The sequence below is a fragment of the Ochrobactrum sp. Q0168 genome (genome assembly GCF_016427605.1).
Lineage (GTDB): Bacteria > Pseudomonadota > Alphaproteobacteria > Rhizobiales > Rhizobiaceae > Brucella.
Window position 1 is genome coordinate 115,496 of the sequence record NZ_JAELXQ010000002.1, and the last position, 22,030, is coordinate 137,525.

A 22,030-nucleotide genomic window follows, 5' to 3' on the forward strand; every position below is an offset into this window, starting at 1 on the left:
CACCGGAACGCTTGCGCGAAAAACTAAGGACAGGCCAGAATGCCCATAACCATGCTTGATGGAATTCTACTCGGGATAACGCTGGTATCAGCAGTTCTGGCGATGGTGCGCGGTTTTTCCCGCGAAGTACTGTCGCTCGTATCCTGGGCTGCGGCGGCAGCTGCGGCGTTTCTATTCTATAAGCCGGTGCTGCCCTATATAAAGCCCTATATCAACAACGACACGCTGGCCATGATCGCCGCTATGGCCGCGGTGTTCCTCGTGGTGCTGATCATCGTTTCGCTGATCACCATGAAGATCGCGGATTTCATCATCGACAGCCGCATCGGCGCGCTCGACCGGACGCTTGGCTTCCTGTTCGGTGCGGCCCGCGGCGTGCTTCTCGTTGTTGTCGCCATGCTGTTCTTCAACTGGCTGGTGCCGGAAAATCAGCCGGCCTGGGTGACCAACGCCAAATCGAAGCCGATGCTCGATTCCTTCGGCGAGCAGCTGCGCAATCTCCTGCCTGCTGACCCGGAATCGATGGTCGAAAAGCTGAAGCCGCAGCGCAATGCACCGGCGACCGGCGACCAGGAAGAAGCGCCTGTGCCGGATGACGCGCCAGCGCAGCAATAAGCAGCAACTGATTTAAAAAATTGAAACCGGCTTGTGCCGGTTTCATCTGTTTTTGGGCCCAATAAAGGCCTATATGATCAGCTTAACTGACGCGGGTTCAAGGGATCGCTTTCAAAAAGGCGCCCTTTCATGTAAATGTTGTTTTTAACAACCCGCAATCGAAAGGCCTTGCGGACAATGTTCCAACAGTCGCATGATGAGACTTCCTTTATGCTGGATGACGACACCCTGCATGAAGAATGTGGTGTATTCGGCATTTTGGGTCATGAAGACGCCGCAGCGCTGACAGCGCTCGGTCTGCACGCCCTTCAGCATCGCGGTCAGGAAGCCGCCGGTATCGTCTCGTACCACAATCGCCGCTTCCACTCCGAGCGTCATATGGGCCTCGTCGGGGACCATTTCACCGACGCCGCCACGCTGAACCGCCTGCCCGGCGACCGCGCCATTGGCCATGTGCGCTATTCCACCACCGGCGAAACGATCCTGCGCAATGTGCAGCCGCTTTTCGCGGAACTGGAAGTCGGCGGCATTGCCATTGCCCATAACGGCAATTTCACCAACGGCATTTCGCTGCGCAAGCAGCTGATCGCTTCGGGCGCGATCTTCCAGGCGACATCTGATACGGAAGTCGTTTTGCATATGATCGCCCGTTCGCGTTTCCCCTCGTCTTCGGACCGCTTCGTGGATGCGATCCGTCAGGTTGAAGGCGGCTACGCCATGCTGGCGCTGACCCGCACCAAGCTGATCGCCGCGCGCGATCCGATCGGCATCCGTCCGCTCGTCATGGGCGAACTGGATGGCAAGCCGATCTTCTGCTCGGAAACCTGCGCCCTCGACATCATCGGCGCGAAATACATCCGCGACGTCGAAAATGGGGAAGTGATCGTCTGCGAAATCCAGCAGGACGGCTCGATCACGACCCAGTCCATCAAGGCGGAAAACCCACAGCCGGAACGTCTGTGCCTGTTTGAATATGTCTATTTCGCCCGTCCGGATTCGGTCGTCGGCGGACGCAGCGTCTATGTCGCGCGCAAGAATATGGGCATCGAGCTGGCCGGTGAAGCCGGTGTCGAAGCCGATGTCATCGTGCCGGTGCCCGATGGCGGCACGCCTGCGGCGCTCGGCTTTGCGCAGGCAAGCGGCATTCCTTTCGAATATGGCATCATCCGCAACCATTATGTCGGGCGCACCTTCATCGAGCCGACGCAGCAAATTCGCGCCCTGGGCGTGAAGCTGAAGCATTCGGCCAATCGCGCCATGATCGAAGGCAAGCGCGTTGTGCTGGTGGATGATTCCATCGTGCGCGGCACCACCTCGGTCAAGATCGTGCAGATGATGCGCGATGCGGGCGCGAAGGAAGTCCATATGCGCGTGGCGAGCCCGATGATCTATCATCCGGATTTCTACGGCATCGACACGCCGCACGCCGACAAGCTTCTCGCCAACCAGCATGAAGATTTGGAATCCATGTGCCGTTACATCGGCGCGGATTCGCTGGCCTTCCTGTCTATCGACGGTCTCTACAAGGCAGTCGGCGGCAAGCCGCGTGATCCCAAGGCCCCTGCCTTCACGGATCACTATTTCACGGGTGACTACCCGACCCGCCTTCTCGATCAGGAAGGCGAAAGCAACATCCACACGCTGTCGCTGCTGGCCAGCAACGGCTAACGCAAATTCGCGAACTGGGCGGCCTGCGGGCCGCTCCAATCCTTCACATAAAAAGTCGTTGGGGACGGAATGACAATCGACCTTACGGGCCGGCTAGCCCTGGTAACGGGCGCATCGCGCGGCATTGGGTATTTTCTTTCGCTGGAACTGGCGAAGCGCGGCGCGCATGTGATCGCCGTTGCGCGTACTGTCGGCGGCCTTGAAGAACTGGACGACGATATTCGCAAGCTTGGCGGCAGCGCGACATTGGTGCCGCTCGACATCACCGATATGGAAGCCATTGACCGTCTTGGCGGTTCGATCCACGAACGCTGGGGCAAGCTCGATATCATGGTCGCCAATGCGGGCGTGCTGGGCACCATCTCGCCGATCGGCCATGTGGAAGCAAAGACCTTTGAAAAGGTCATGAATGTCAACGTGACCAGCGTATGGCGGCTGATCCGCTCGACCGATCCGCTGCTGCGGCTTTCCGATGCCGGGCGCGCCATTCTGCTTTCATCCGGCGTTGCGCATAGCTGCCGCGCCTTCTGGGGCCCTTATGCTGCGTCCAAGGCGGCTGTCGAGGTGATGGCGCGCAGCTGGGCCGAAGAGACCAAGCAGATGGCGCTCAAGGTCAACTCGGTCAATCCCGGCGCGACCCGCACCGCCATGCGCGCGCAGGCCATGCCTGGCGAAGACCCCGACACCCTGCCGACACCGCAGGAAGTGGCCGAAAAGATCGTCAAGCTTGCCGATCCGGCGCTTAACGTCACTGGCAAGCTGTTCGACGTGCGTCAGGACCGCTTCCTCGACTATCACATGCCGTCGTAATGCTCTTTGGCTGGCCTTGCCAACGTGCAAGGTCAGCGTTATTTTATAGATACCAGCCCTCGCCGCCTCATCGTCGGCCTTGTCGCGGGCTTTTTCCCTTCCAAAGAAATCTATCATCACCGGCATGCGCCTTCGCACGCCGCAACGCAATTCATTGTCTGGAGTACGAAATGACTGACGCCACCACGCGCTTCATCGTCATCAGCGGCGGACCCGGATCGGGCAAGAGCACGCTGATCGATGCGCTCGAACAGCGAGGCTTTGCGCGCACCATGGAAGCCGGGCGCGCCATCATTCAGAATCAGGTATCCAACGGCGGCACGGCCCTGCCATGGGATGACCGGGCGCTTTTCGCCGAACTAATGCTGTCGTGGGAAATGCGTTCATACCGCTTTGCGCAAGACCAAACAGGGCTCGTGTTCTTCGATCGCGGCGTGCCGGATGTGATCGGCTATCTTTCGCTCTGCGGCTTGCCCGTTCCGCCACATATGGAAACGGCTGCACAGCAGATTCGTTATAACAAAACGGTGTTTCTCGCCCCGCCGTGGCCGGAGATTTTCGGGCAAGATGCCGAGCGCAAGCAGGATTTCGATGAGGCCGTACGGACATTCGCAGCGATGGAAGAAACCTATCGCCGGTTCGGATATGAAATCGCGCTCCTGCCGAAAACTTCGGTCGAGGAGCGCGTTGAATTCATTCAGGAAAAACTGCCGTCAGTTATCTTCTGAAACCGGCGGCTTGTCTTCCTCGCTCTCGGCCGCAGTTTCTTCCGCCGCTGTCCGATCCGCAGCCTCGCGGCGGTTCCATGCGGCAAGGCTGAACGGCAGGAAAGCCAGATAGGCCAGAGCTGTCAAGCTCAGTGTCTGCCATGTGAAGCTCATCAGAAACGCCACATAGACGACCACACAGAGGATCAGCGGCATCACGATATCGCGGCGCACGAGGCTGCCCGCCGATTTGCCATTATAGACCGGCAGGCGGCTGACCAGCAGGAACGCGATAGCCACGGTATAAATGGCAACGCCGAAAGCCAGCCCGCGCGAAGGCGTCAGGCCGAGAAAACCGAGATAAACCGGCAGCAGCACCAGCATGGCGCCAGCGGGCGCAGGCACGCCGATGAAATAATTGCTCTGCCAGGCAGGCCGGTTCGGGTCTTCCAGCATCACATTGAAGCGCGCCAGACGAAGGCAGCAGGCAATCGCATAGAGAAGACCGGCGATCCAGCCGAAGGAACGCGCCTGATCCAGCATGAACGCATAGAGCACCAATGCGGGCGCAACGCCGAAATTGACGATATCGGCCAATGAATCCATCTGCTCGCCGAATTTCGACGAGCCTTTCATCATACGCGCGACACGTCCGTCGATGCCGTCGAGGAAGGCCGCGACCAGAACCATGGCGACGGCCAGTTCGAAGCGGTTTTCAAAGGCAAGACGAATGCCGGTCAGACCCGCACAGATGGCCAGAACCGTGATGAGGTTCGGGATAACGATACGCAGTGGTATCTGCGACAGCTTTGGGCCGCGGGATGAATCCACGCGGCCATTGGGCTCAAAAGGCGGAAAAGGTGTTCCCATCGGCTACGCAATCCGGACGACGGGTTCGCCACGGTTGCTGCCATAATCGGCGAGCACCGTTTCACCGGCAACGGCCGTCTGGCCAACAGCCACGCGCACGGTGGCATCGGCCGGCAGATAGACATCGACGCGGGAGCCGAAGCGGATCAGGCCAAAACGTTCGCCGACCGACAGATCGTCATCCTGATTGGACCAGCACACGATGCGCCGCGCCACCAGACCGGCGATCTGCACCACGCCGACCTTGCCATGCGGGCTTTCGATCAGAACGCTGTTGCGTTCGTTTTCGGTGCTGGCCTTGTCCAGTTCCGCATTGAGGAACTTGCCCGGGCGATGCTCGACCTTGACGATCTGGCCGCGCACCGGCGAACGGTTGATATGCACGGAAAAGACATTCATGAACACGGAAACGCGCATCAGCGGTTCATAACCGAGATCGAGTTCGGCAGGGGGAATGGCGGGGCCGACGAAAGAAACCTTGCCGTCCGCCGGGCTGATGACGAGATCGTCGTCCATCGGCGTCACGCGTTCGGGATCGCGGTAGAAATAGATGCACCAGACCGTGAGCACCATGCCGATCCAGAACAGCGGGTTCCACAGCCAGCCAAGGATCAGCGAAACCACGAAAAAGCCCGCTATGAACGGATAGCCTTCCCGGTGAATCGGCACGAAAGTGTTGCGGATAGTGTCAGTCAGGCTCATCGCTTGTTCCTCGTATTCAGAGCGCATAAGATCTGGCTTCACCAGACCGGCACTCTAAATCTCTGCTCGGGACGCATTTATGCGACGCCAGATGTTCCCATTTGGCTGCAAGATGCTTTAGCCGTATGTAGCGCATGACTCCCGGAATCTCAAAATGCATTTCGCAATTTATGCACGACTGTCAGGTGGCGTGATCACTCCGCCGCAGGGGTTCCGCGCACAACCACGCCCATATCGTCGCTCTCGCGAACCTGACGCAGGCGCTCTTCGGCCTCATCGGCCTCGCGCTGACGATCCCACATCGAGGCATAAAGGCCCTTGTGCTTCAGAAGCTGACGATGGGTGCCACGCTCGGCGATCAAACCGTCCTTGAGCACGATGATTTCATCCGCACCGATGACCGTCGAAAGACGGTGCGCGATAACCAGTGTCGTGCGGCCACGGCTGACAATATCCAGTGCTGACTGGATTTCCTGCTCAGTCGCCGTATCCAGCGCCGAGGTCGCTTCATCAAGGATCAGGATCGGCGGTGCTTTCAGGATCGTGCGTGCAATGGCGACGCGCTGTTTTTCACCGCCTGAAAGTTTCAGGCCACGCTCGCCGACCATGGATTTATAGCCGTCCGGCAGGTGCTGGATGAAATGGGATATCTGCGCCATTTCAGCGGCCTTTTCCACTTCTTCCTCGGTCGCATCGGTGCGGCCATAGCGAATATTATAGGCGATGGTGTCGTTGAACAGCACCGTATCCTGCGGCACCATGCCGATGACCTTGCGCAGGCTTTCCTGCGTCACGTCGCGCACATCCTGCCCGTCGATGGTCACCGAGCCCGACTGAATGTCGTAGAAGCGGAACAGCAGCCGCGAGATCGTGGACTTGCCTGCGCCCGAAGGCCCGACAATCGCCACCGTCTTGCCTGCCGGAACCTCGAAGCTGATGCCCTTGAGGATCGGGCGGTTGGAATCATAGGCAAAATGCACGTCGTCGAAGCGGATCGCGCCCTTATCGACATGCAGCGGCTTGGCGCCCGGCTTGTCGCTCACTTCCTGCTTCACATCAAGCAGGTCGAACATCTGTTCGATATCGGTCAGACCCTGACGGATTTCGCGATAGATGAAGCCGATGAAGTTGAGCGGAATGGAAAGCTGCATCAGCAGCGCGTTGATGAAGACGAAATCGCCGATGGATTGCGTTCCGGCCCGCACTTCCAGCGCCGACATCACCATGACGATCGCCATACCCACGCCGAAGATCACCGCCTGACCGAAGTTCAGCCAGCCGAGTGAGGTCCATGTCTGGGTCGCAGCCTTTTCATACCGCGCCATAGAAGCATCGAAGCGCTTGGCCTCCATCGCCTCATTGCCGAAATATTTGACCGTCTCGAAGTTCAGCAGGGAGTCGATGGCCTTGGTATTGGCGTCCGTATCGGAATCGTTCATCTCGCGGCGGATGTTGATGCGCCAGTCGCTCGCCTTGATGGTGAACCACGTATAGAGCCAGACCGTCGCCGCCACGACGACCAGGTAGGAGATGCCGTAGGAGACAGCGAAGATCACCGCCGTCATTGCAAATTCCAGAATGGTCGGCAGCGTGTTGAGAATGGTGAAGCGGACGATGGTTTCGATGCCCTTCGTGCCGCGCTCGATCACACGCGACAGGCCGCCCGTGCGCCGCTCCAGATGAAAGCGCAGCGAAAGCTGATGCATGTGCACGAATGTCCGGTAGGCGAGCTGACGCACCGCATATTGGCCGACACTGGCGAACAAAGCATCACGCAGCTGGTTGAGACCAGCCTGCACAATCCTCGATCCATTATAGGCCGCCACCAGCATGACCGCGCCGGTCAGGAAGAGCGGCACATAGCCCGGCGCCTGCAGCTGTCCGTTCAGCGCATTCGTCGCCCATTTGAAGAAATAGGGAACGAGAATGAGCACGATCTTCGAAAGGACGAGATAGAACGTCGCCCACACCACACGCATGCGCAGGTCTGGCCTGCCCTCGGGCCACATATAGGGCCAGAGATTGCGCAGTGTCTTGAATGTTTCGCCGGAGTCGGCAGAAACCGTTTTCGAGGAGCTCATCAGGCGTTCTTTCGGTCAGATCATAACGTGCAACAACCACCGGCAAATGCGGCCAAGTGGGTGCGAATGGCATTGATTTGCTGCCAGTTGACGCTGTAGCGCGAAGACTGGCGTTCGGGTCGATAGTCGATCAGCCTTGCGGTTACGAGAACCTTCAAATGCTGGGAAACAGTGGATTGAGCGAGGTCCAGCCTGCCGACAATATCCTTGCAGCAGCAGGCATCCTCCAGGATCAGCTGCCGTAAAATGGCGATGCGCACCGGGTGCCCCAGCGCGGCATAGGTCCGCGCGGCGTCCTCGTCGCCTTTCGCCATCGAGCCAAGATCGGCTGCGGCCTGATCAGTCAGGGAAATCTTCATCGTATATCGACGATATACGATCATACCTCAGAACACAAGATTTCGCGGCGTCTTTTCCAAAAAACGCCGCGAAAGTAAAAACAAGCTATCGTGATTGTTGCGCAGACCGCAAACGATCAGTTCTGTGGTTCGCGTGTCTGGCGCTGCACTTCCTCGTCGCCCAGAGGCTCCTTCGGCATGTGGAACACCTGCCCCGGCCAGATGAGATCGGGGTTTTTGATCTGCTCGCGATTGGCAAGATAGATCGTCGTGTAACGCGTGCCCTTGCCATAGGCGCGCTTGGATATCGTCCACAGATTGTCGCCACGACGAATGATCACCGAACCCTCGACCTTTTGCAGCGCGGTCTTGTCCTCGGCGCTTGCCTCTGCCGAGGAAGCTGCACCATTGGCGGCGGGCGCGACTGCCGAAATATTGGCGCCAGCCTCGCGACGGAACGGCACGCGCGCCGTGGCGATGACACGGTTTGCATTGTCGAGAAGATCGGCGCGGATGATGTAATCGGCCACGGCCAGCGGCTGCTTGCTCTGCACCAGGAACCGGCCTTCCGGCGTAACGGCGCTAGAGCCGATCAGAATATCATTGGCATGGACGATCACGCGGTTTCCGCCCTTGGCATTGCCTGCCACGAAAATGGCGTCGCCTTCGATTTCCACTGCCTCGATGGCAATCGGAAGTTCTTCCGCAGGCTTGGCCTGTGTGGTTCCGCCTGAGGTCGGCGCTGTTGCCACACCCGCAACGCTGTCGGCGGGCTGTGCCGGCGTCGCTTCGGGCTTGGTGATCAGGCGGCTTGCTGCGCCCGGTTCTTCAACCAGCGCCAGAACCTGACCGCTTTTTGTATCCGGCACGGAGACGATGGCCGTCTGGGCCGATGTTGCAACCTTGTCCTCTCCGGTGGCGCGCAGCACCAGCTGATGGTCGCCCGGCTTCAGCGGCTCGTCCAGCACCACGACGAAATCGCCGTTGGGGCCTGCCTTCGCCTTGCCGACGACGCTCGCGCCCGCCACGACTTCCACGTCCGAATTCGGCATGGCCTTGCCCGCAATCACCACGGAACCATCCGGCTCTACGCGCAACACGTCAAAGACCGGCGTCTGGTGCTGCTGTTCCGGTTCGGCGGCGACCTCCTTGACAGGGGTTGTCGGTTTGTCGGCCTTTGGCGCAGCCTCAGCGGATTGCGCAGGCTTTGGCGCCTCCGGCGTCTGTGCTGCGGGGGTCTCTGTCTGGGGCGCTTGCGGCTGTGCTGCCTGCTGTTCGCCGCCAGAAGCAGCGGGCGCGGATACGCCAGCCTTCGGTGCTTCCGGTTCTGACTTCTTTGCATTCCAATAAAGGCCAAACCCGACAATAACGGCCAGCACGCCAGCGCCGAGCAATCCAAAGCTATTCTTCTGCATTTCGTTCCGAAACCCACGCCAGAGATGAGCGCGTTTCCAGTTAAAACGAAGACGTTGAAACCGCGCTATCTATTTTTTCCGCGCATTATCCAACGCAAAACCGCTTCGCACTTTTGCTGGAAATGCTCTTTCGAACGGGTTTATAGCTTTTGGCTTTCCCCCACAACAAATCTGCACTGAATTAGCAAAAGGTACGAGGTTTTTCTTAGCTTGCTTATTGTTCTGCACAGCTTGTGGGCTTTTCCTGTTCGGGGTCGTCCATGAGGTTGTAGAGACTGGCTTCGGGACCCTTGGTCCACCAGATATAAATGCCGCCCGCATATTTCGCGCCGGAACCGGACAACACATTGGAAGCGATGACGGTTTCGTCGTCCAGTTCAAGCTCCGCGAGCGAAATATCACCGGCATTGTAATAGGTGACGGACACGTCCTTTTCGCCGCATTTATAAAGGACGGAATTGGTTGTGACCGCCGCGTCGTCCGGCAATTGGATGGTGATTTCAGCAGCTGACGCCGCCGAGGCGGTCAGGGACAACGCAAAAAGCGCGACGGACAATTTCATTGGTGACAACATTTTCAAATTAGCTCCGTTTTGATTTGAAATAGAGAAGGCAGGATATCGGCCATGAATGTATACGACATGAACGGATTTTAGAGCCTTTTCCAAAAGTCGCCATACCGTTCTGCAAATGGCGTTTTTCTGCGTTCCGGTGCTCATGTACGTTAAGTACATTGCGCTCCGGTACTCGAAAATCACCATTTTCGCCACGGCCTGCCGCTTTTTGATTCAGGCTCTTACACCGCTGCGGCGTGAGGCCCGACTTGACGCTCACGCCTCAAAAGCCCAAAAAAGCACTATGTCTGAGATTCGATCTATTTGCGTTTATTGCGGCTCTTCCATGGGCCAGAACCCCATCTATCGCGAAGCGGGCTTGGCGCTTGGCCGCTCGATTGCAGAGCATGGCCTGCGCCTCGTCTATGGCGGCGGCACACGCGGCATCATGGGTGCGGTGTCGCAGGGCGTGATGGAAGCCGGCGGCGAAGTCACCGGCATCATCCCGACCTTCCTGCTCGACAAGGAAGCAAGCCTTGAAAAAGCGGAACAGCTGACCGAACTGATCGTCGTTGACGATATGCACGAGCGCAAGCATCTGATGTTCCAGAAGTCGGATGCGTTCGTCACGCTGCCCGGTGGCATCGGTACGGTCGAGGAAATCGTCGAGATGATGACCTGGGCGCAGCTTGGCAAGCATCGCAAGCCGATGGTCTTCGCCAATATCAACAAGTTCTGGCAACCCATGCTGTCGCTGCTCGACCATATGCGCGTGGAAGGGTTTCTCCATACTGCCCATCAGGTGCAGCCGCTGGTGATCGATAAGGCGGAAGACATTGTGCCAGCCATCCTTGCCGCCAATGGCAAGCCGCGCGAAGGTGACCCGGAAATCATCGAGAAGATGTAAACCCTGTCCTCGCAAGGTCAGCCTTCTATCCCTTATGCATTGAACCATCTGTACCCCCGTACAGATGGTTTTTCGTTGTTTGCACGCCCGCTCAACCCTTGCGGGCCGGAAGCTGTCATGGCACATTGAAAAACGTTCAACCATATGGTTGACTATTCCCATGAATGACGTATATTCAACCTTACGGGTGAATAATGAACGATGATGCTCTGTCACATATTCTCAAAGCCGTCGGAGACGTTACGCGACGGCATATCTTGACGCTGCTCGTACAGGAGGGGCCATCAAGAGTGACTGCGCTCGCCGCTCATTTCGACATGTCGCTCAACTCTGTCTCCAAGCATATTAAGGTGCTGGAGGAGGCAGGGCTGGTCACCCGCAAGACTTTGGGTCGCGAGCATTTCATTGCCGCCGAACTGGAACCGGTACGGGAAGTGGAAAACTGGTTCGCGGAACTGAAGTCTGTCTGGGAACTGCGCCTTGCGGCGCTGGAGGATGTACTCGTTTCGAAGGAACAGGAAAATGAGTGAGCTTGAACTGACAGTCAATCGCAGGATCGCCGCTCCCCGGGAGAAGGTGTTCAACGCATGGCTCTCGCCGGTGACGCTGGCGAAATTCATGCGCGCATCGAGCGACAGCATCGGTCCGTCCGATGTCAGCACGGATGCGGTGAAAGGCGGCCGTTTTTCGATCGTGATGCATATGGTCGACCGCGACGTGCCGCATTCCGGCACCTATCTGGAAATCGACCCCCATGCGCATCTGGCATTTACGTGGAATTCACCGCACTCGCTGGACGACAGCGTGGTGACGATAGACCTGAAGGAAGTGGACCCGAACACCACGGACATTACGCTGAAGCAGGTCAAATTCCGCAGCCCCGAAGCGCGCGACGGTCACATCAAGGGCTGGACCACGATTCTCACGAATTTCGACGGACTGGCCAACTGACCCTGCCACAGAATTGAAAATGCCGGGCGCTCTGCCCGGCATTTATCGCATTACTTCTTCCCCAGCGTCGCCACCGCTTCCACATGCGGCGACCAGAGGAACTGGTCAATGGGCGTGACACGCTGGATGCGATAGCCGCCCTTCACCAGTATAGCGAGATCGCGGGCAAGCGTGACCGGGTTGCACGACACGGCAACCACCTTTTCCACCTTGGACTTCGCCAGCTCAAGCGCCTGTTCTTCGGCACCCGCACGTGGCGGATCGAAGACCACGGCGTTATATGGCAGCAATTCCTTCGGCATGAGCGGGCGACGGAACAGGTCGCGACGTTCGACGCTCACCGGCTTCAGACCCTGCACATGGCGCACGCCACGGTCGAGCGCCGCCAGAGCTGCCGCATCGTTTTCCACCGCGTGAACCGCACTTTTCTCCGCCAGTCTCAGCGCAAATGTGCCGACGCCGCAGAAAAGATCGGCAACGCGCTTTACCTTGCCGACATGGTTCAGCACCAGCGCCGTCATCGCCTCTTCGGCCTCGACAGTGGCCTGCAGGAAGCAGCCGGGCGGCACCGGAACCGGAACCTTGCCGAAATGGATCAGCGGCTTTTTCGGCTCGACGATGATTTCGCCCTCATGCGAAAGACGCGCAAAACCCTTCCTGATGACCAGCGCGGTCAAGGCGCGGCGCTGGTCGTCATCAAGCACGCCGCAACCGCTTGCCGCGAGATCGAGACCAGATGCTGTCAGCGTTGCCGCCAGTTTGAACGGCTTGGAACCGGGCGCCAGCAAAGCGCCGACATCGCGCAGATCGTCGAGGCGCGCAATGATTTCCGGCACGGTGACCGGGCATTCGACAATATCGATGATTTCGTGGCTGAGATGGCGATTGAAACCGAGCAGAACGCCCTTTTCCGTCTTGCGCGCGGCAAAGACGGCGCGGCGGCGCGTATGCGGCGCACAGGCCACCAGCGGTTCAACCTCTACGTCGATGCCCCTGCCCTTCAGGGCCGAGACCACCAGTTCGCGCTTCCAAAGGCGATAGGGTTCATCCTGCCAGTGTTGCAGCGCACAACCGCCGCAGGCTTCAAAATGCTCGCAGGCCGGGTCCTGCCGTTCCGGCGAGGCTTCCAGCAAGGCCATCAGCGTCGCACGGTTCTTGTCGCGCGCCACATTGGCCACTTCGCCCGGCAGCGTAAAAGGCACATAGACCTGGCCATCGGGAAGATTGGCGACGCCATCGCCGCCCGCACCAATCGAGCGGATAGTAACTTGCGTCGTCATCGGTCTTTCTTTCCTGCCAAGAGATATTCACGATTGCCGTCACCACCTTCGATGGGCGACGGACAAAGGCCGAGCGCGCGCCAGCCGGGCTGCGTCTCAAGCCAGAGTTTGAGTTCTTCTGCGATGCGTTCGCTTATCTGCTGGTCGCGCAAAATGCCGCCCTTGCCGATAGCTTCACGTCCTGCCTCGAATTGCGGCTTCACGAGAAGCGCGCAAATAGCATCTTTTTGCGCAAAGGCCAATGCCGGGGGCAAAGCAAGCTTCAGCGAGATGAAACTGACATCCGAAACAACGCAATCGATGGCGCGCCCGTCGAGGTGTGTCAATTCCAGCGCGCGGGCGTTGACGCCCTCCTTGTTGGTGACGCGGGCGTCAGCGCGCAGGCTTTCATGCAACTGGTCGTGCCCGACATCGATGGCGATGACGTGGCCTGCGCCGCGTTCCAGCAGCACCTGCGTAAAGCCGCCGGTGGATGCGCCAATATCGAGCGCCGTGCGCCCCTTCACATCGAGATCGAAATGATCGAGCGCCGCGATCAGCTTCAGCGCTGCGCGCGAAACATAGGCGCTGGCCGGATCGTCCACCACGATTGCAGAATTCTGCGCCACCGTCTGGCCGGGCTTGGTAACTGCTTTGCCATCCACCTTGACCGTGCCGCGCTGGATCGCATCGCGGGCGCGCGAGCGCGTGGCGAACAATCCGCGTTCGACCAGCAGTTGGTCAAGACGCGGACGACTATCGGCAGATGGTACGCTCATGAAATCACGCCCTGAAATCAGGCACGGAAGGGTGTCGCGATGGCTTCCCGGCCAAGCGCCGAGAAGACCGTGTGCACAATACCCGCGCGGTCGAGACCAGCGCTGGCATACATCGCATCCGGCTTGCCGTGATCCTGATAGATATCGGGCAGCGTCAGCGCGCGAACCTTGAGGCCGCGATCCAGCAGACCATCGGTGGCGAGGAATTGCAGCACATGCGAAGCAAAGCCGCCCACCGCGCCCTCCTCGACCGTCACCAGCACTTCATGCTCACGGGCAAGGCGGCGGATCAGATCGTGATCGAGCGGCTTGGCAAAACGCGCATCGGCAACCGTCGTCGAAAGTCCGGCAGCGCCCAACTCATCGGCGGCGGCAAGGCACTCCTGCAAGCGTGTTCCAAACGACAGCAGCGCCACTTTGGTGCCTTCACGCACGATGCGGCCCTTGCCGATTTCGAGCACCGAGCCGCGCTCCGGCAGATCAACGCCAACGCCGTCACCACGCGGATAGCGGAAGGAAATCGGGCTTTCGTCATATTCGGCGGCGGTGCGCACCATATGGCGCAGTTCGGCCTCGTCGGAAGCCGCCATGACCACAAAGCCCGGCAGAGCGGCGAGGAAACCCGTATCGAAGGAACCTGCATGGGTGGCGCCGTCGGCACCCACCAGACCGGCGCGATCGATGGGGAAACGCACCGGCAGGTTCTGGATCGACACGTCATGCACGACCTGATCGTAACCACGCTGCAGGAAGGTCGAGTAAATGGCGCAGAACGGCTTGAAGCCCTCGCTGGCGAGACCAGCGGCAAACGTGACGGCGTGCTGTTCGGCAATGCCCACATCGAAGGTGCGCTGCGGAAAAACTTCGCCGAAGAGGTCAAGCCCGGTGCCGGTCGGCATGGCGGCAGTGATCGCCACGATCTTGTCGTCGTGACGCGCTTCCTCGATCAGGCTGGTGCCGAAAATCTTGGTATAGCTCGGCGCATTGGCAGGCGGCTTCGCCTGCTTGCCGGTGATCACATCGAACTTGTTGACGCCATGATATTTGTCTGCGGCAGCTTCGGCAGGCGCATAGCCCTTGCCCTTCTGCGTCACCACATGGATCAGCACGGGGCCTTTTTGCGTATCGCGCACATTTTTCAGCACGGGCAGAAGATGGTCGAGATTATGCCCGTCAATGGGACCGACATAATAGAAGCCCAGCTCCTCGAACAGCGTACCGCCGGTGAAGAAAGCGCGCGCATATTCTTCCGACTTGCGCGCCTTGTCCTGCAAGAATTTCGGCAGCTTCTGCGCCACCTGCTTGGCGGCTTCGCGAACGCTGCGATAGGTGCGGCCCGAAACGAGGCGCGCCAGATAAGCGCTCATCGCGCCAGTCGGCGGCGCAATCGACATGTCGTTATCGTTGAGGATCACGATCAACCGCGCATCCAGCGCACCGGCATTGTTCATCGCTTCATAGGCCATGCCCGCCGACATGGAACCGTCGCCGATGACGGCAATGACATTGCGCTTTTCGCCGGAAAGATCGCTGGCCACAGCCATGCCGAGACCGGCCGAAATCGACGTCGAGGAATGCGCCGCGCCAAATGGGTCATATTCGCTTTCGGAACGCTTGGTGAAACCGGACAAGCCGCCTTCCTGCCGCAGCGTGCGGATGCGGTCGCGACGGCCGGTCAGAATCTTGTGCGGGTAGGCCTGATGGCCGACATCCCAGATGATGCGGTCATGCGGCGTATCGAAGACATGATGCAGCGCAACCGTCAGTTCGACCACGCCCAGCCCCGCGCCCAGATGCCCGCCCGTGGTGGACACGGCGTCGATCAGCTCGGCGCGCAATTCTGCCGCCAGTTGCGGCAGGTCCTGCTCCGGCAAAGCGCGCAGGCGATCCGGGGTCGGCGCCTTGTCGAGCAACGGGGTGTTGGGTCGGGACATCGAAACAACCTGTCTTTGGGATTATCTGGATTGGTCGTCGGTATAGCAGCAGCGCGGACAGATCAAGCAGAGCCGGACATTCTGCGCCAATCTAACACGATAAGGTCATTATTCAGGCAAAGGTATGAAATCCTGTTCGTCGCCCGGCACAATGTCGAAACGACCCGTGCGCCATTCTTCCTTAGCCTGCTCGATGCGTTCCTTCGACGATGAGACGAAGTTCCACCAGATATAACGTTTCGACCCGAGCGCCGCGCCGCCGAAAAGCATGATATGCGCGCCTTCAGGCCCGGCCTGCACGACAATATCGTCACCGGGGCGGAAGGCCAAAAGCCGGTCGGGTGGAAACACCTCACCGCCAATGCCCACATTGCCGGAGAGCGTGTAGATCGCGCGTTCTTCCGCTGTTGGCGGAATCGGAAAACGACCATGCGGCTTGATGCGGATATCGGCATAAAGCGTATCGGCGTGCTGGATGACCGGCGATTTCAGCCCATGCATCGACCCGATGATCAGGCGACCATCAAATTCGGAATCGCTCATCCATGGCAGATCGGGCGCATTGGTGTGAGAGAAATGCGGGTCGATTTCTTCCAGCGCATCGGGCAGCGCCAGCCATGTCTGAACGCCCGATATCGACAGCGGCCCGTTGCGCTCCTCTTCCGGCGAGCGTTCGGAATGCACGATACCGCGCCCAGCCGTCATGAGGTTCACATCGCCGGGGCGCACCACCATTTCCGTGCCAAGACTGTCTCGGTGACGAATATGACCGTCGAACAGATAGGTCACCGTCGAAAGACCGATATGCGGATGGGGGCGCACATCCAGCGCATCGCCATCGCGCAGCACTGCAGGGCCCATACGGTCAAAGAAGATGAATGGCCCCACCAGTCTGCGGCGCACAGTCGGCAGCGCGCGGCGCACTTCCAGACCGCCAATATCGCTCGTGCGCGGGATCACCAGCGTCTCAATCGCATCCACTGTCGTCGTGTCGCCAAGCACCGGATCAGGACATGGGAAAAAGCTCATGAGACATACTCCTTATTAAACCGTCGCAGTGCTTAGGGGGCCGGATAGCACAAAACAAAACCGCACCGGCAGGCCGGTGCGGTCCGCACTCATCAATATGGCGCTGGATTAGCGACCCTGCAACAGCTTGGAAAGCGCGTTCGTGTCCGGCACCTGACCGTTGGCGGTCAGCTTGTCCACCAGACCCGGCAAGACCTGCGAAAGCTGGTTCAGCAGTTCCTGCTGGTCGATGCCTGCATGTTCTGCGATTTCGCTGAGCGTCTTCTGACCGATGGCATCGCCAAGCTGGCCCGGCTCGATGGGATGGTTCTGGCCCTGACCGATCCAGGATTCCACCTTGTCCCCCAGACCTGCCTGATTGAGCTGTTCCAGAAGGCCACCGAGGCCGCCGCTGAGCGGGCCCGGTGCGGAAGGCGCAGACGCGGCGTTGCCAGCAGCAGCACCGCCAAGCAGTCCGCCAAGGCCGCCCAGAATACCGCCCAGCAAGCCGCCACCCGCCTCATTGGCCGCAGAAGGCGAAGCATTGCCAGCAGCGCCGCCGCCAAGCAGCCCGCCGAGAAGTCCACCCAAACCGCCGCCAGCCTGCGACTGGTCAGGCACCGGCTGCGCCTGCGTCGGTGCGGGTTCTTCCTTGCTGCCGCCAAGCATCTTGCCGACCAGCAAGGCGCCAAGTGCAATCATGATTGGCTTGGCAAGACTGCCGCCGGGGATCGGCGAACCGTTCGAGTTATCGTCATAACTACCCATGGCGCAATACTCCCTGTTATCCCATGCAGCTTGACCTGCACGCGGTAAGTTAAAGTTAAAACGATTTCTCGTTTTGACAAGCATATTAACTTGCCTCTGCGCAATAAATATGAAAATTTTCCGTGAGCGCGAAACAAATGTTTATCTGCGCTTCGGGAGATATAAGATGTCTATAATAAGCTGGATCATTCTCGGCCTGATTGCTGGCTTTATCGGCAGCAAAATCGTCAATAAAAGCGGTCAGGGCGTCTTCTTTGACATCGCATTGGGTATTGTCGGCGCCATCGTCGGCGGCGTGCTTTCATCTTCACTTTTCGGACGGGGCGTCACCGGCGCATTCGATCCTGTCAGCCTCATCATCGCCATTGTCGGCGCAGTCATTGTTCTTTGGGCCTATCATGCCATCACCGGCAAACGATCTATCGGCTAATATTTTGGTTTATAAATTTCCGGCTCCGGTCCATACCGGAGCCGTTTTCGTTTCAGAACCTGCCGTTCATCAGATGTTGAATTTATGAGCTTTCTCGAACCCTATATCACGGCCTACGGCGCATGGGCGCTGTTCGTCATCGTCTATTTCGAGTCGTTCGGCGCACCGTTGCCCGGCGAAAGCGCGCTGATCGCCAGCTCGCTTCTGGCGCTGCATGGCACGTTGAACATCGAAGCCGTGCTGATCGCGGTCTTTATCGGCGCAGTGCTGGGCGATTTTACCGGCTATCTAATCGGGCGCTTCGGCGGGCGCAAGGTGATCCTGCGCTATGGCCATCTGGTGAAGCTCACGCCTGCACGGCTCGACCAGTTCGAAAAAATGTTCGACAGCAAGGGATTTTATGTGGTCGCCACGGCGCGCTTCGTCGTGCTGCTGCGGCAGCTCAACGGCATTATCGCGGGTTCCATGAAGATGAACCCGCTGCATTTTCTGGTTGCAAATATGATTGGCGCTGCCGGATGGACGCTCTGCTGGGGCCTTGGCCCCTATTTGCTGAGCGGCGTGCTTGCGCCCTATGTTTCTCAACTCAGGGCGCTGTTTTAATCAATCAGCATCGAGCGGTTCGGTGCCGACGGGCTGGCCGTCGCGACCGATGCGGATTTTCTCGACCTTGTCTTCAGCCGATTTCAGCAGCGTGTCGCAATGCTTCTTCAGCGCTTCGCCGCGCTCATAGATGCGAATGGATTCTTCCAGCGGCACGTCGCCCCGCTCCAGATCGTCGACGATCTTTTCAAGCTGCTTGAGCGCATCCTCGAAGCTCATGACCGCAATATCGGCGTTGGACGGTTCGGTTACCATGATTCATCCTTTCAACAGCCGCGTCATATGCGTAGATGCGGACTGCGACAAGCCCTCTAGATCATATCCACCCTCCAGCACACTCACGAGCCGGTGATCGCAGAAGCGTTCCGCCCGTTCCATGAGTTTGCCGGTTGCCCAGTCGAAGTCCGCCTCGTCGAGATTGATCTCGGCCAGCGGATCGCGAAAATGGGCATCGAAGCCAGCCGAGATAAGGATCAAATCTGGCCGGAAGTTGTCCAAAGCAGGCAATACACGACTATTAAATGCTTCGCGAAATTCGCGGCTGCCGGTATTGGGCGAAAGCGGCGCGTTGACGATGTTGCCAACGCCGGTTTCGTCCTTCGCGCCGGTGCCCGGATAAAGCGGAAACTGATGCGTGGAGCAGAACAGAACGCTCGGATCGTCCTGGAAAATATCCTGTGTTCCGTTGCCGTGATGCACGTCCCAATCGACGATGGCGACACGCTCGGCGCCATGACGGCGCTGCGCATGACGCGCCGCAATGGCAATCGAATTGAACAGGCAGAAGCCCATGGCGCGCTCACGTTCGGCATGATGGCCCGGCGGGCGCGCGGCGACAAAGCCGTTGCTGGCAGCGCCTGAAAACACGTCATCCACCGCGCCCATCGTCGCACCGATGGCGGTCAGTGCTGCTTCCATGCTTTTCGGGCTGATATAGGTGTCGCCGTCGAGCTTCACGACCGGCTGCGGCGCTTCTTCATCCTCGACCGGCTGCGGGATCTTGGCGCGCACCGCTTCGAAATGGGCTTCCGGATGAGCGAGAAGGATCGCATCTTCACTGGCCTTCGATGCCTCAACCCGGTCCAGCCGATAGAAATCCGGCCCTTCCAGCTCGCTCATCAGCGCACGAATGCGATCCGGGCGCTCGGGATGCCCGGATGGTGTCAGATGTTCCAGATAGATCGGATGCCAGTAAAGCCGTGTCGTCATGCGCGCATTATAGCAGCAGGGGAGCACATGACCATGACGGTCCTGTGCATATCACCTATGCCGTCTTCAGATGATCTCGGTGCGGGCAATACCAATGCCGAAACCTTCGAGGCCGACATAGTGACGCTCACGCGAGGCCAGCAGCACGATGGAGGTGATGCCCAGATCCTTGAGAATCTGCGCGCCCAGGCCGATCTGACGCCATTCCTCTTCACGGGCGCGGGCTTCCGCATGGCTTTCATGCTCGCCTGCCAGATTATCGCGGGCGCGCGCATCGTGATGATCGGCGCGAACACCGACCGAGCCTTCGCGCAGATAAACCAGAACGCCGCGGCCTTCCTTGCCCATACGTTCCATGATCGCATCGAGATTGCTGCCGCCCTTGCCGAACACGTCATTCAGCACGTCTTCGCGATGCAGGCGCACCGGCACTTCTTCGCCATCGCGAATGTCACCGAAGACGACGGCCACATGCTGCATCGGCTCCCATGGCAGCTCATAGGTATAGGCATGGGCATTGCCCGCGCAGGTCTTGATCGCCGCATCGCCGACACGCTTGACCAGCGTTTCCTTGCGCTGGCGATAGGCGATGAGATCGGCCACCGTCACGCGGTGCAGCGAATGCTTATCAGCAAAGGCGGTCACATCGGGACCGCGCATGACCGTGCCGTCATCATTGACCAGTTCGCAGATGACGCCGATGGGCGGCAGATTGGCGAGCTTGCAAAGATCGACGGCAGCTTCCGTATGGCCGGAGCGCATCAAAACGCCGCCTTCGCGCGCGATCAGTGGGAAAATATGGCCGGGACGCACGAAATCGTCTGCGCCTGCATTCGGATTGGCCAGATTACGCGCCGTCAGCGTGCGGTCTTCCGCCGAAATGCCGGTGGTCGTGCCATGGCGATAATCGACGGTGACCGTGAAAGCGGTGGTGTGGGCGGATTCATTCTCGGCGACCATCGGCGCGAGGTTCAGCCGCCTGGCTTCCTCGCGCGGCATGGGCGTGCAGACGATGCCCGATGTGTGACGCACGATGAAGGCCATCTTTTCCGGTGTGCAATGCACGGCGGCAACGATCAGGTCGCCTTCATTCTCGCGACCGTCATCATCCATGACGACGACGATTTCGCCGCGCTCGAAAGCGCGCAATGCATCCACAACCTGCTTCTGATTATAGCTCATCGACATACACCCTTGTTAAATCCGTCCGATCTGGCCCCGTTTTATCAGACGCGGCCAGTCTGGCCGCGGTGACGCAGATAATGATCCGCAATGGCGCAAGCGACCATGGCCTCGCCAATCGGCACGGCGCGGATGCCCACGCATGGGTCGTGGCGTCCCTTGGTCATCACGTCCACTTCCTTACCATCCTTGTCGATGGAGCGGCGCGGCGTCAAAATGGAAGACGTCGGCTTGACCGCAAAGCGCGCCACTACTGGAGCACCGGTGGCGATGCCGCCCAGAATACCGCCAGCATGATTGGACAGGAACAGCGGCGTGCCGTCATTGCCCATCCGCATTTCATCGGCGTTTTCCTCGCCGGTCAGGCGCGCAGCTTCAAAACCATTGCCAATTTCGACACCCTTCACGGCGTTGATCGACATCAACAGGCTGGCGATATCCTGATCGAGCTTGCCATAGATCGGCGCGCCGATACCCGCAGGCACGCCCTCGGCCACGATCTCGATCACCGCACCCACCGACGAGCCGCTCTTGCGGATGCCGTCGAGATAATCCGCGAACAATTCAACCGAGCCCGCATCCGGCGAGAAGAACGGATTGTTGTCCACTTCCGACCAGTTCCAGCGGCGACGGTCGATGCCGTGAATACCCATGGCGACCAGCGCGCCCTTGACCTCCAGCCCCGGCACGATCTTGCGCGCAATGGCGCCAGCCGCCACGCGGGCCGCCGTTTCACGCGCCGACGAACGGCCACCGCCGCGATAATCGCGAATGCCATATTTGACGTCATAGGTGTAATCGGCATGGCCCGGACGGTACTGGCGGGCGGTCTCGCCATAATCCTTGGAGCGCTGATCGGGATTTTCGATCATCATCGAGATCGGCGTGCCAGTGGAGGTCATGGTCACGCCGTCTTCGCCGAGAAGAACGCCGGACAGCACCCGCACCTGATCCGGCTCGCGGCGCTGGGTGGTATATTTGGACTGACCCGGCTTGCGCTTGTCGAGATAGGACTGAATTTCGGCTTCGGTAAAGGTGATGCCGGGCGGGCAACCATCCACGACGCAACCGAGCGCCAGACCGTGGCTTTCGCCCCAGGTTGTTACGCGGAACAAATGACCGAAACTATTATGAGACATGCGCGACGCCTGACTAAAATGACCCTGGGATGCTCCGGAGGCAAACCCTGACGGGCAGGATACCAGCTACTTTACCGGGCGTTTTATTGAGCTTTTCGGGAT

At 59.2% G+C, this 22,030-nt stretch carries 24 protein-coding genes; 9 read left to right on the forward strand and 15 right to left on the reverse strand.

Annotated elements, in window-relative coordinates:
- The first annotated feature begins 39 nt into the window (after positions 1-39).
- From JAU75_RS04880 to JAU75_RS04895, 4 genes are all read left to right on the forward strand, one after another.
- Positions 40-615 (forward strand): CvpA family protein, encoded by a 576-nt coding sequence (locus tag JAU75_RS04880; RefSeq protein WP_199055117.1) that lies wholly within the window; start codon positions 40-42, stop codon positions 613-615.
- A gap of 177 nt (positions 616-792) precedes the next feature.
- Positions 793-2,283 (forward strand): amidophosphoribosyltransferase, encoded by a 1,491-nt coding sequence (gene purF, locus JAU75_RS04885; protein WP_199055119.1) that lies wholly within the window; start codon positions 793-795, stop codon positions 2,281-2,283.
- 69 nt (positions 2,284-2,352) lie between these two features.
- Positions 2,353-3,093, forward strand: a complete 741-nt coding sequence (locus tag JAU75_RS04890; RefSeq protein WP_199055120.1) for an SDR family NAD(P)-dependent oxidoreductase — start codon at positions 2,353-2,355, stop codon at positions 3,091-3,093.
- 170 nt (positions 3,094-3,263) lie between these two features.
- Positions 3,264-3,821: an AAA family ATPase gene (locus tag JAU75_RS04895; protein WP_199055122.1), complete on the forward strand. Its 558-nt coding sequence runs from the start codon at positions 3,264-3,266 to the stop codon at positions 3,819-3,821.
- On the opposite strand, the gene pssA is transcribed toward JAU75_RS04895, so the two are convergent.
- The 6 genes from pssA to JAU75_RS04925 all read right to left on the reverse strand — a co-directional run bounded on the left by pssA (position 3,807) and on the right by JAU75_RS04925 (position 9,780).
- Positions 3,807-4,670, reverse strand: a complete 864-nt coding sequence (pssA, locus tag JAU75_RS04900; RefSeq protein ID WP_199055124.1) for a CDP-diacylglycerol--serine O-phosphatidyltransferase — start codon at positions 4,668-4,670, stop codon at positions 3,807-3,809. The two genes, JAU75_RS04895 and pssA, sit on opposite strands and share 15 nt — an antisense overlap.
- 3 nt (positions 4,671-4,673) lie before the next feature.
- Entirely contained in the window at positions 4,674-5,399 is a 726-nt protein-coding gene (locus JAU75_RS04905) for a phosphatidylserine decarboxylase (RefSeq protein WP_199055126.1), read from the reverse strand.
- Between the two features lie 167 nt (positions 5,400-5,566).
- Entirely contained in the window at positions 5,567-7,453 is a 1,887-nt protein-coding gene (locus JAU75_RS04910; protein ID WP_199055128.1) for an ABC transporter ATP-binding protein/permease, read from the reverse strand.
- A 20-nt stretch (positions 7,454-7,473) separates the two neighbouring features.
- Positions 7,474-7,812, reverse strand: a complete 339-nt coding sequence (locus JAU75_RS04915; protein ID WP_199055130.1) for a metalloregulator ArsR/SmtB family transcription factor — start codon at positions 7,810-7,812, stop codon at positions 7,474-7,476.
- A 116-nt stretch (positions 7,813-7,928) separates the two neighbouring features.
- The gene (locus JAU75_RS04920) at positions 7,929-9,206 is read right to left on the reverse strand and encodes an Ig-like domain-containing protein (protein WP_199055133.1); all 1,278 of its coding nucleotides are present in this window, start codon (positions 9,204-9,206) and stop codon (positions 7,929-7,931) included.
- A 214-nt stretch (positions 9,207-9,420) separates the two neighbouring features.
- The gene (locus JAU75_RS04925; protein WP_371836114.1) at positions 9,421-9,780 is read right to left on the reverse strand and encodes an MliC family protein; all 360 of its coding nucleotides are present in this window, start codon (positions 9,778-9,780) and stop codon (positions 9,421-9,423) included.
- Positions 9,781-10,063: 283 nt separating this feature from the next.
- On the opposite strand from JAU75_RS04925, the gene JAU75_RS04930 reads away from it, so the two are divergent.
- The 3 genes from JAU75_RS04930 to JAU75_RS04940 all read left to right on the forward strand — a co-directional run bounded on the left by JAU75_RS04930 (position 10,064) and on the right by JAU75_RS04940 (position 11,617).
- Positions 10,064-10,666 (forward strand): TIGR00730 family Rossman fold protein, encoded by a 603-nt coding sequence (locus tag JAU75_RS04930; RefSeq protein WP_199055135.1) that lies wholly within the window; start codon positions 10,064-10,066, stop codon positions 10,664-10,666.
- A gap of 194 nt (positions 10,667-10,860) precedes the next feature.
- Positions 10,861-11,196: a metalloregulator ArsR/SmtB family transcription factor gene (locus tag JAU75_RS04935; protein ID WP_199055136.1), complete on the forward strand. Its 336-nt coding sequence runs from the start codon at positions 10,861-10,863 to the stop codon at positions 11,194-11,196.
- Positions 11,189-11,617, forward strand: a complete 429-nt coding sequence (locus JAU75_RS04940) for an SRPBCC domain-containing protein (protein WP_199055137.1) — start codon at positions 11,189-11,191, stop codon at positions 11,615-11,617. The genes JAU75_RS04935 and JAU75_RS04940 overlap by 8 nt, the downstream gene beginning before the upstream one ends.
- Positions 11,618-11,667: 50 nt before the next feature.
- Here the strand turns inward: JAU75_RS04940 and JAU75_RS04945 are convergent, their stop codons facing one another.
- The 5 genes from JAU75_RS04945 to JAU75_RS04965 all read right to left on the reverse strand — a co-directional run bounded on the left by JAU75_RS04945 (position 11,668) and on the right by JAU75_RS04965 (position 17,365).
- Positions 11,668-12,897, reverse strand: coding sequence for a class I SAM-dependent RNA methyltransferase (locus JAU75_RS04945; RefSeq protein ID WP_199055138.1), 1,230 nt, complete (start codon positions 12,895-12,897; stop codon positions 11,668-11,670).
- Positions 12,894-13,655: a TlyA family RNA methyltransferase gene (locus JAU75_RS04950; protein ID WP_199055139.1), complete on the reverse strand. Its 762-nt coding sequence runs from the start codon at positions 13,653-13,655 to the stop codon at positions 12,894-12,896. Before JAU75_RS04950 ends, JAU75_RS04945 begins: the two co-directional genes overlap by 4 nt.
- A 17-nt stretch (positions 13,656-13,672) precedes the next feature.
- On the reverse strand, positions 13,673-15,589 hold the full coding sequence (gene dxs / locus JAU75_RS04955) for a 1-deoxy-D-xylulose-5-phosphate synthase (RefSeq protein WP_199055140.1): 1,917 nt from the start codon (positions 15,587-15,589) through the stop codon (positions 13,673-13,675).
- A gap of 108 nt (positions 15,590-15,697) precedes the next feature.
- Complete coding sequence (locus JAU75_RS04960; RefSeq protein WP_199055141.1) at positions 15,698-16,618, reverse strand: pirin family protein; 921 nt, start codon at positions 16,616-16,618, stop codon at positions 15,698-15,700.
- Between the two features lie 108 nt (positions 16,619-16,726).
- Positions 16,727-17,365 carry a YidB family protein gene (locus tag JAU75_RS04965; RefSeq protein WP_199055142.1) on the reverse strand — a complete coding sequence of 213 codons (639 nt, stop codon included), beginning with the start codon at positions 17,363-17,365 and terminating at the stop codon, positions 16,727-16,729.
- Between the two features lie 166 nt (positions 17,366-17,531).
- On the opposite strand from JAU75_RS04965, the gene JAU75_RS04970 reads away from it, so the two are divergent.
- Together JAU75_RS04970 and JAU75_RS04975 are read left to right on the forward strand one after the other, a co-directional pair.
- Positions 17,532-17,795: a GlsB/YeaQ/YmgE family stress response membrane protein gene (locus JAU75_RS04970; protein WP_199055143.1), complete on the forward strand. Its 264-nt coding sequence runs from the start codon at positions 17,532-17,534 to the stop codon at positions 17,793-17,795.
- Between the two features lie 84 nt (positions 17,796-17,879).
- Entirely contained in the window at positions 17,880-18,398 is a 519-nt protein-coding gene (locus JAU75_RS04975; protein ID WP_199055144.1) for a DedA family protein, read from the forward strand.
- Here the strand turns inward: JAU75_RS04975 and JAU75_RS04980 are convergent, their stop codons facing one another.
- The 4 genes from JAU75_RS04980 to aroC form a co-directional block, all read right to left on the reverse strand.
- Positions 18,399-18,653 (reverse strand): exodeoxyribonuclease VII small subunit, encoded by a 255-nt coding sequence (locus tag JAU75_RS04980; protein WP_199055146.1) that lies wholly within the window; start codon positions 18,651-18,653, stop codon positions 18,399-18,401.
- 3 nt (positions 18,654-18,656) lie between these two features.
- Complete coding sequence (locus JAU75_RS04985) at positions 18,657-19,607, reverse strand: histone deacetylase family protein (protein ID WP_199055147.1); 951 nt, start codon at positions 19,605-19,607, stop codon at positions 18,657-18,659.
- A 66-nt stretch (positions 19,608-19,673) separates the two neighbouring features.
- Positions 19,674-20,789: a 3,4-dihydroxy-2-butanone-4-phosphate synthase gene (ribB, locus tag JAU75_RS04990; protein ID WP_199055148.1), complete on the reverse strand. Its 1,116-nt coding sequence runs from the start codon at positions 20,787-20,789 to the stop codon at positions 19,674-19,676.
- A 44-nt stretch (positions 20,790-20,833) separates the two neighbouring features.
- Positions 20,834-21,928, reverse strand: a complete 1,095-nt coding sequence (gene aroC, locus JAU75_RS04995) for a chorismate synthase (RefSeq protein WP_199055151.1) — start codon at positions 21,926-21,928, stop codon at positions 20,834-20,836.
- Positions 21,929-22,030 lie beyond the last annotated feature (102 nt).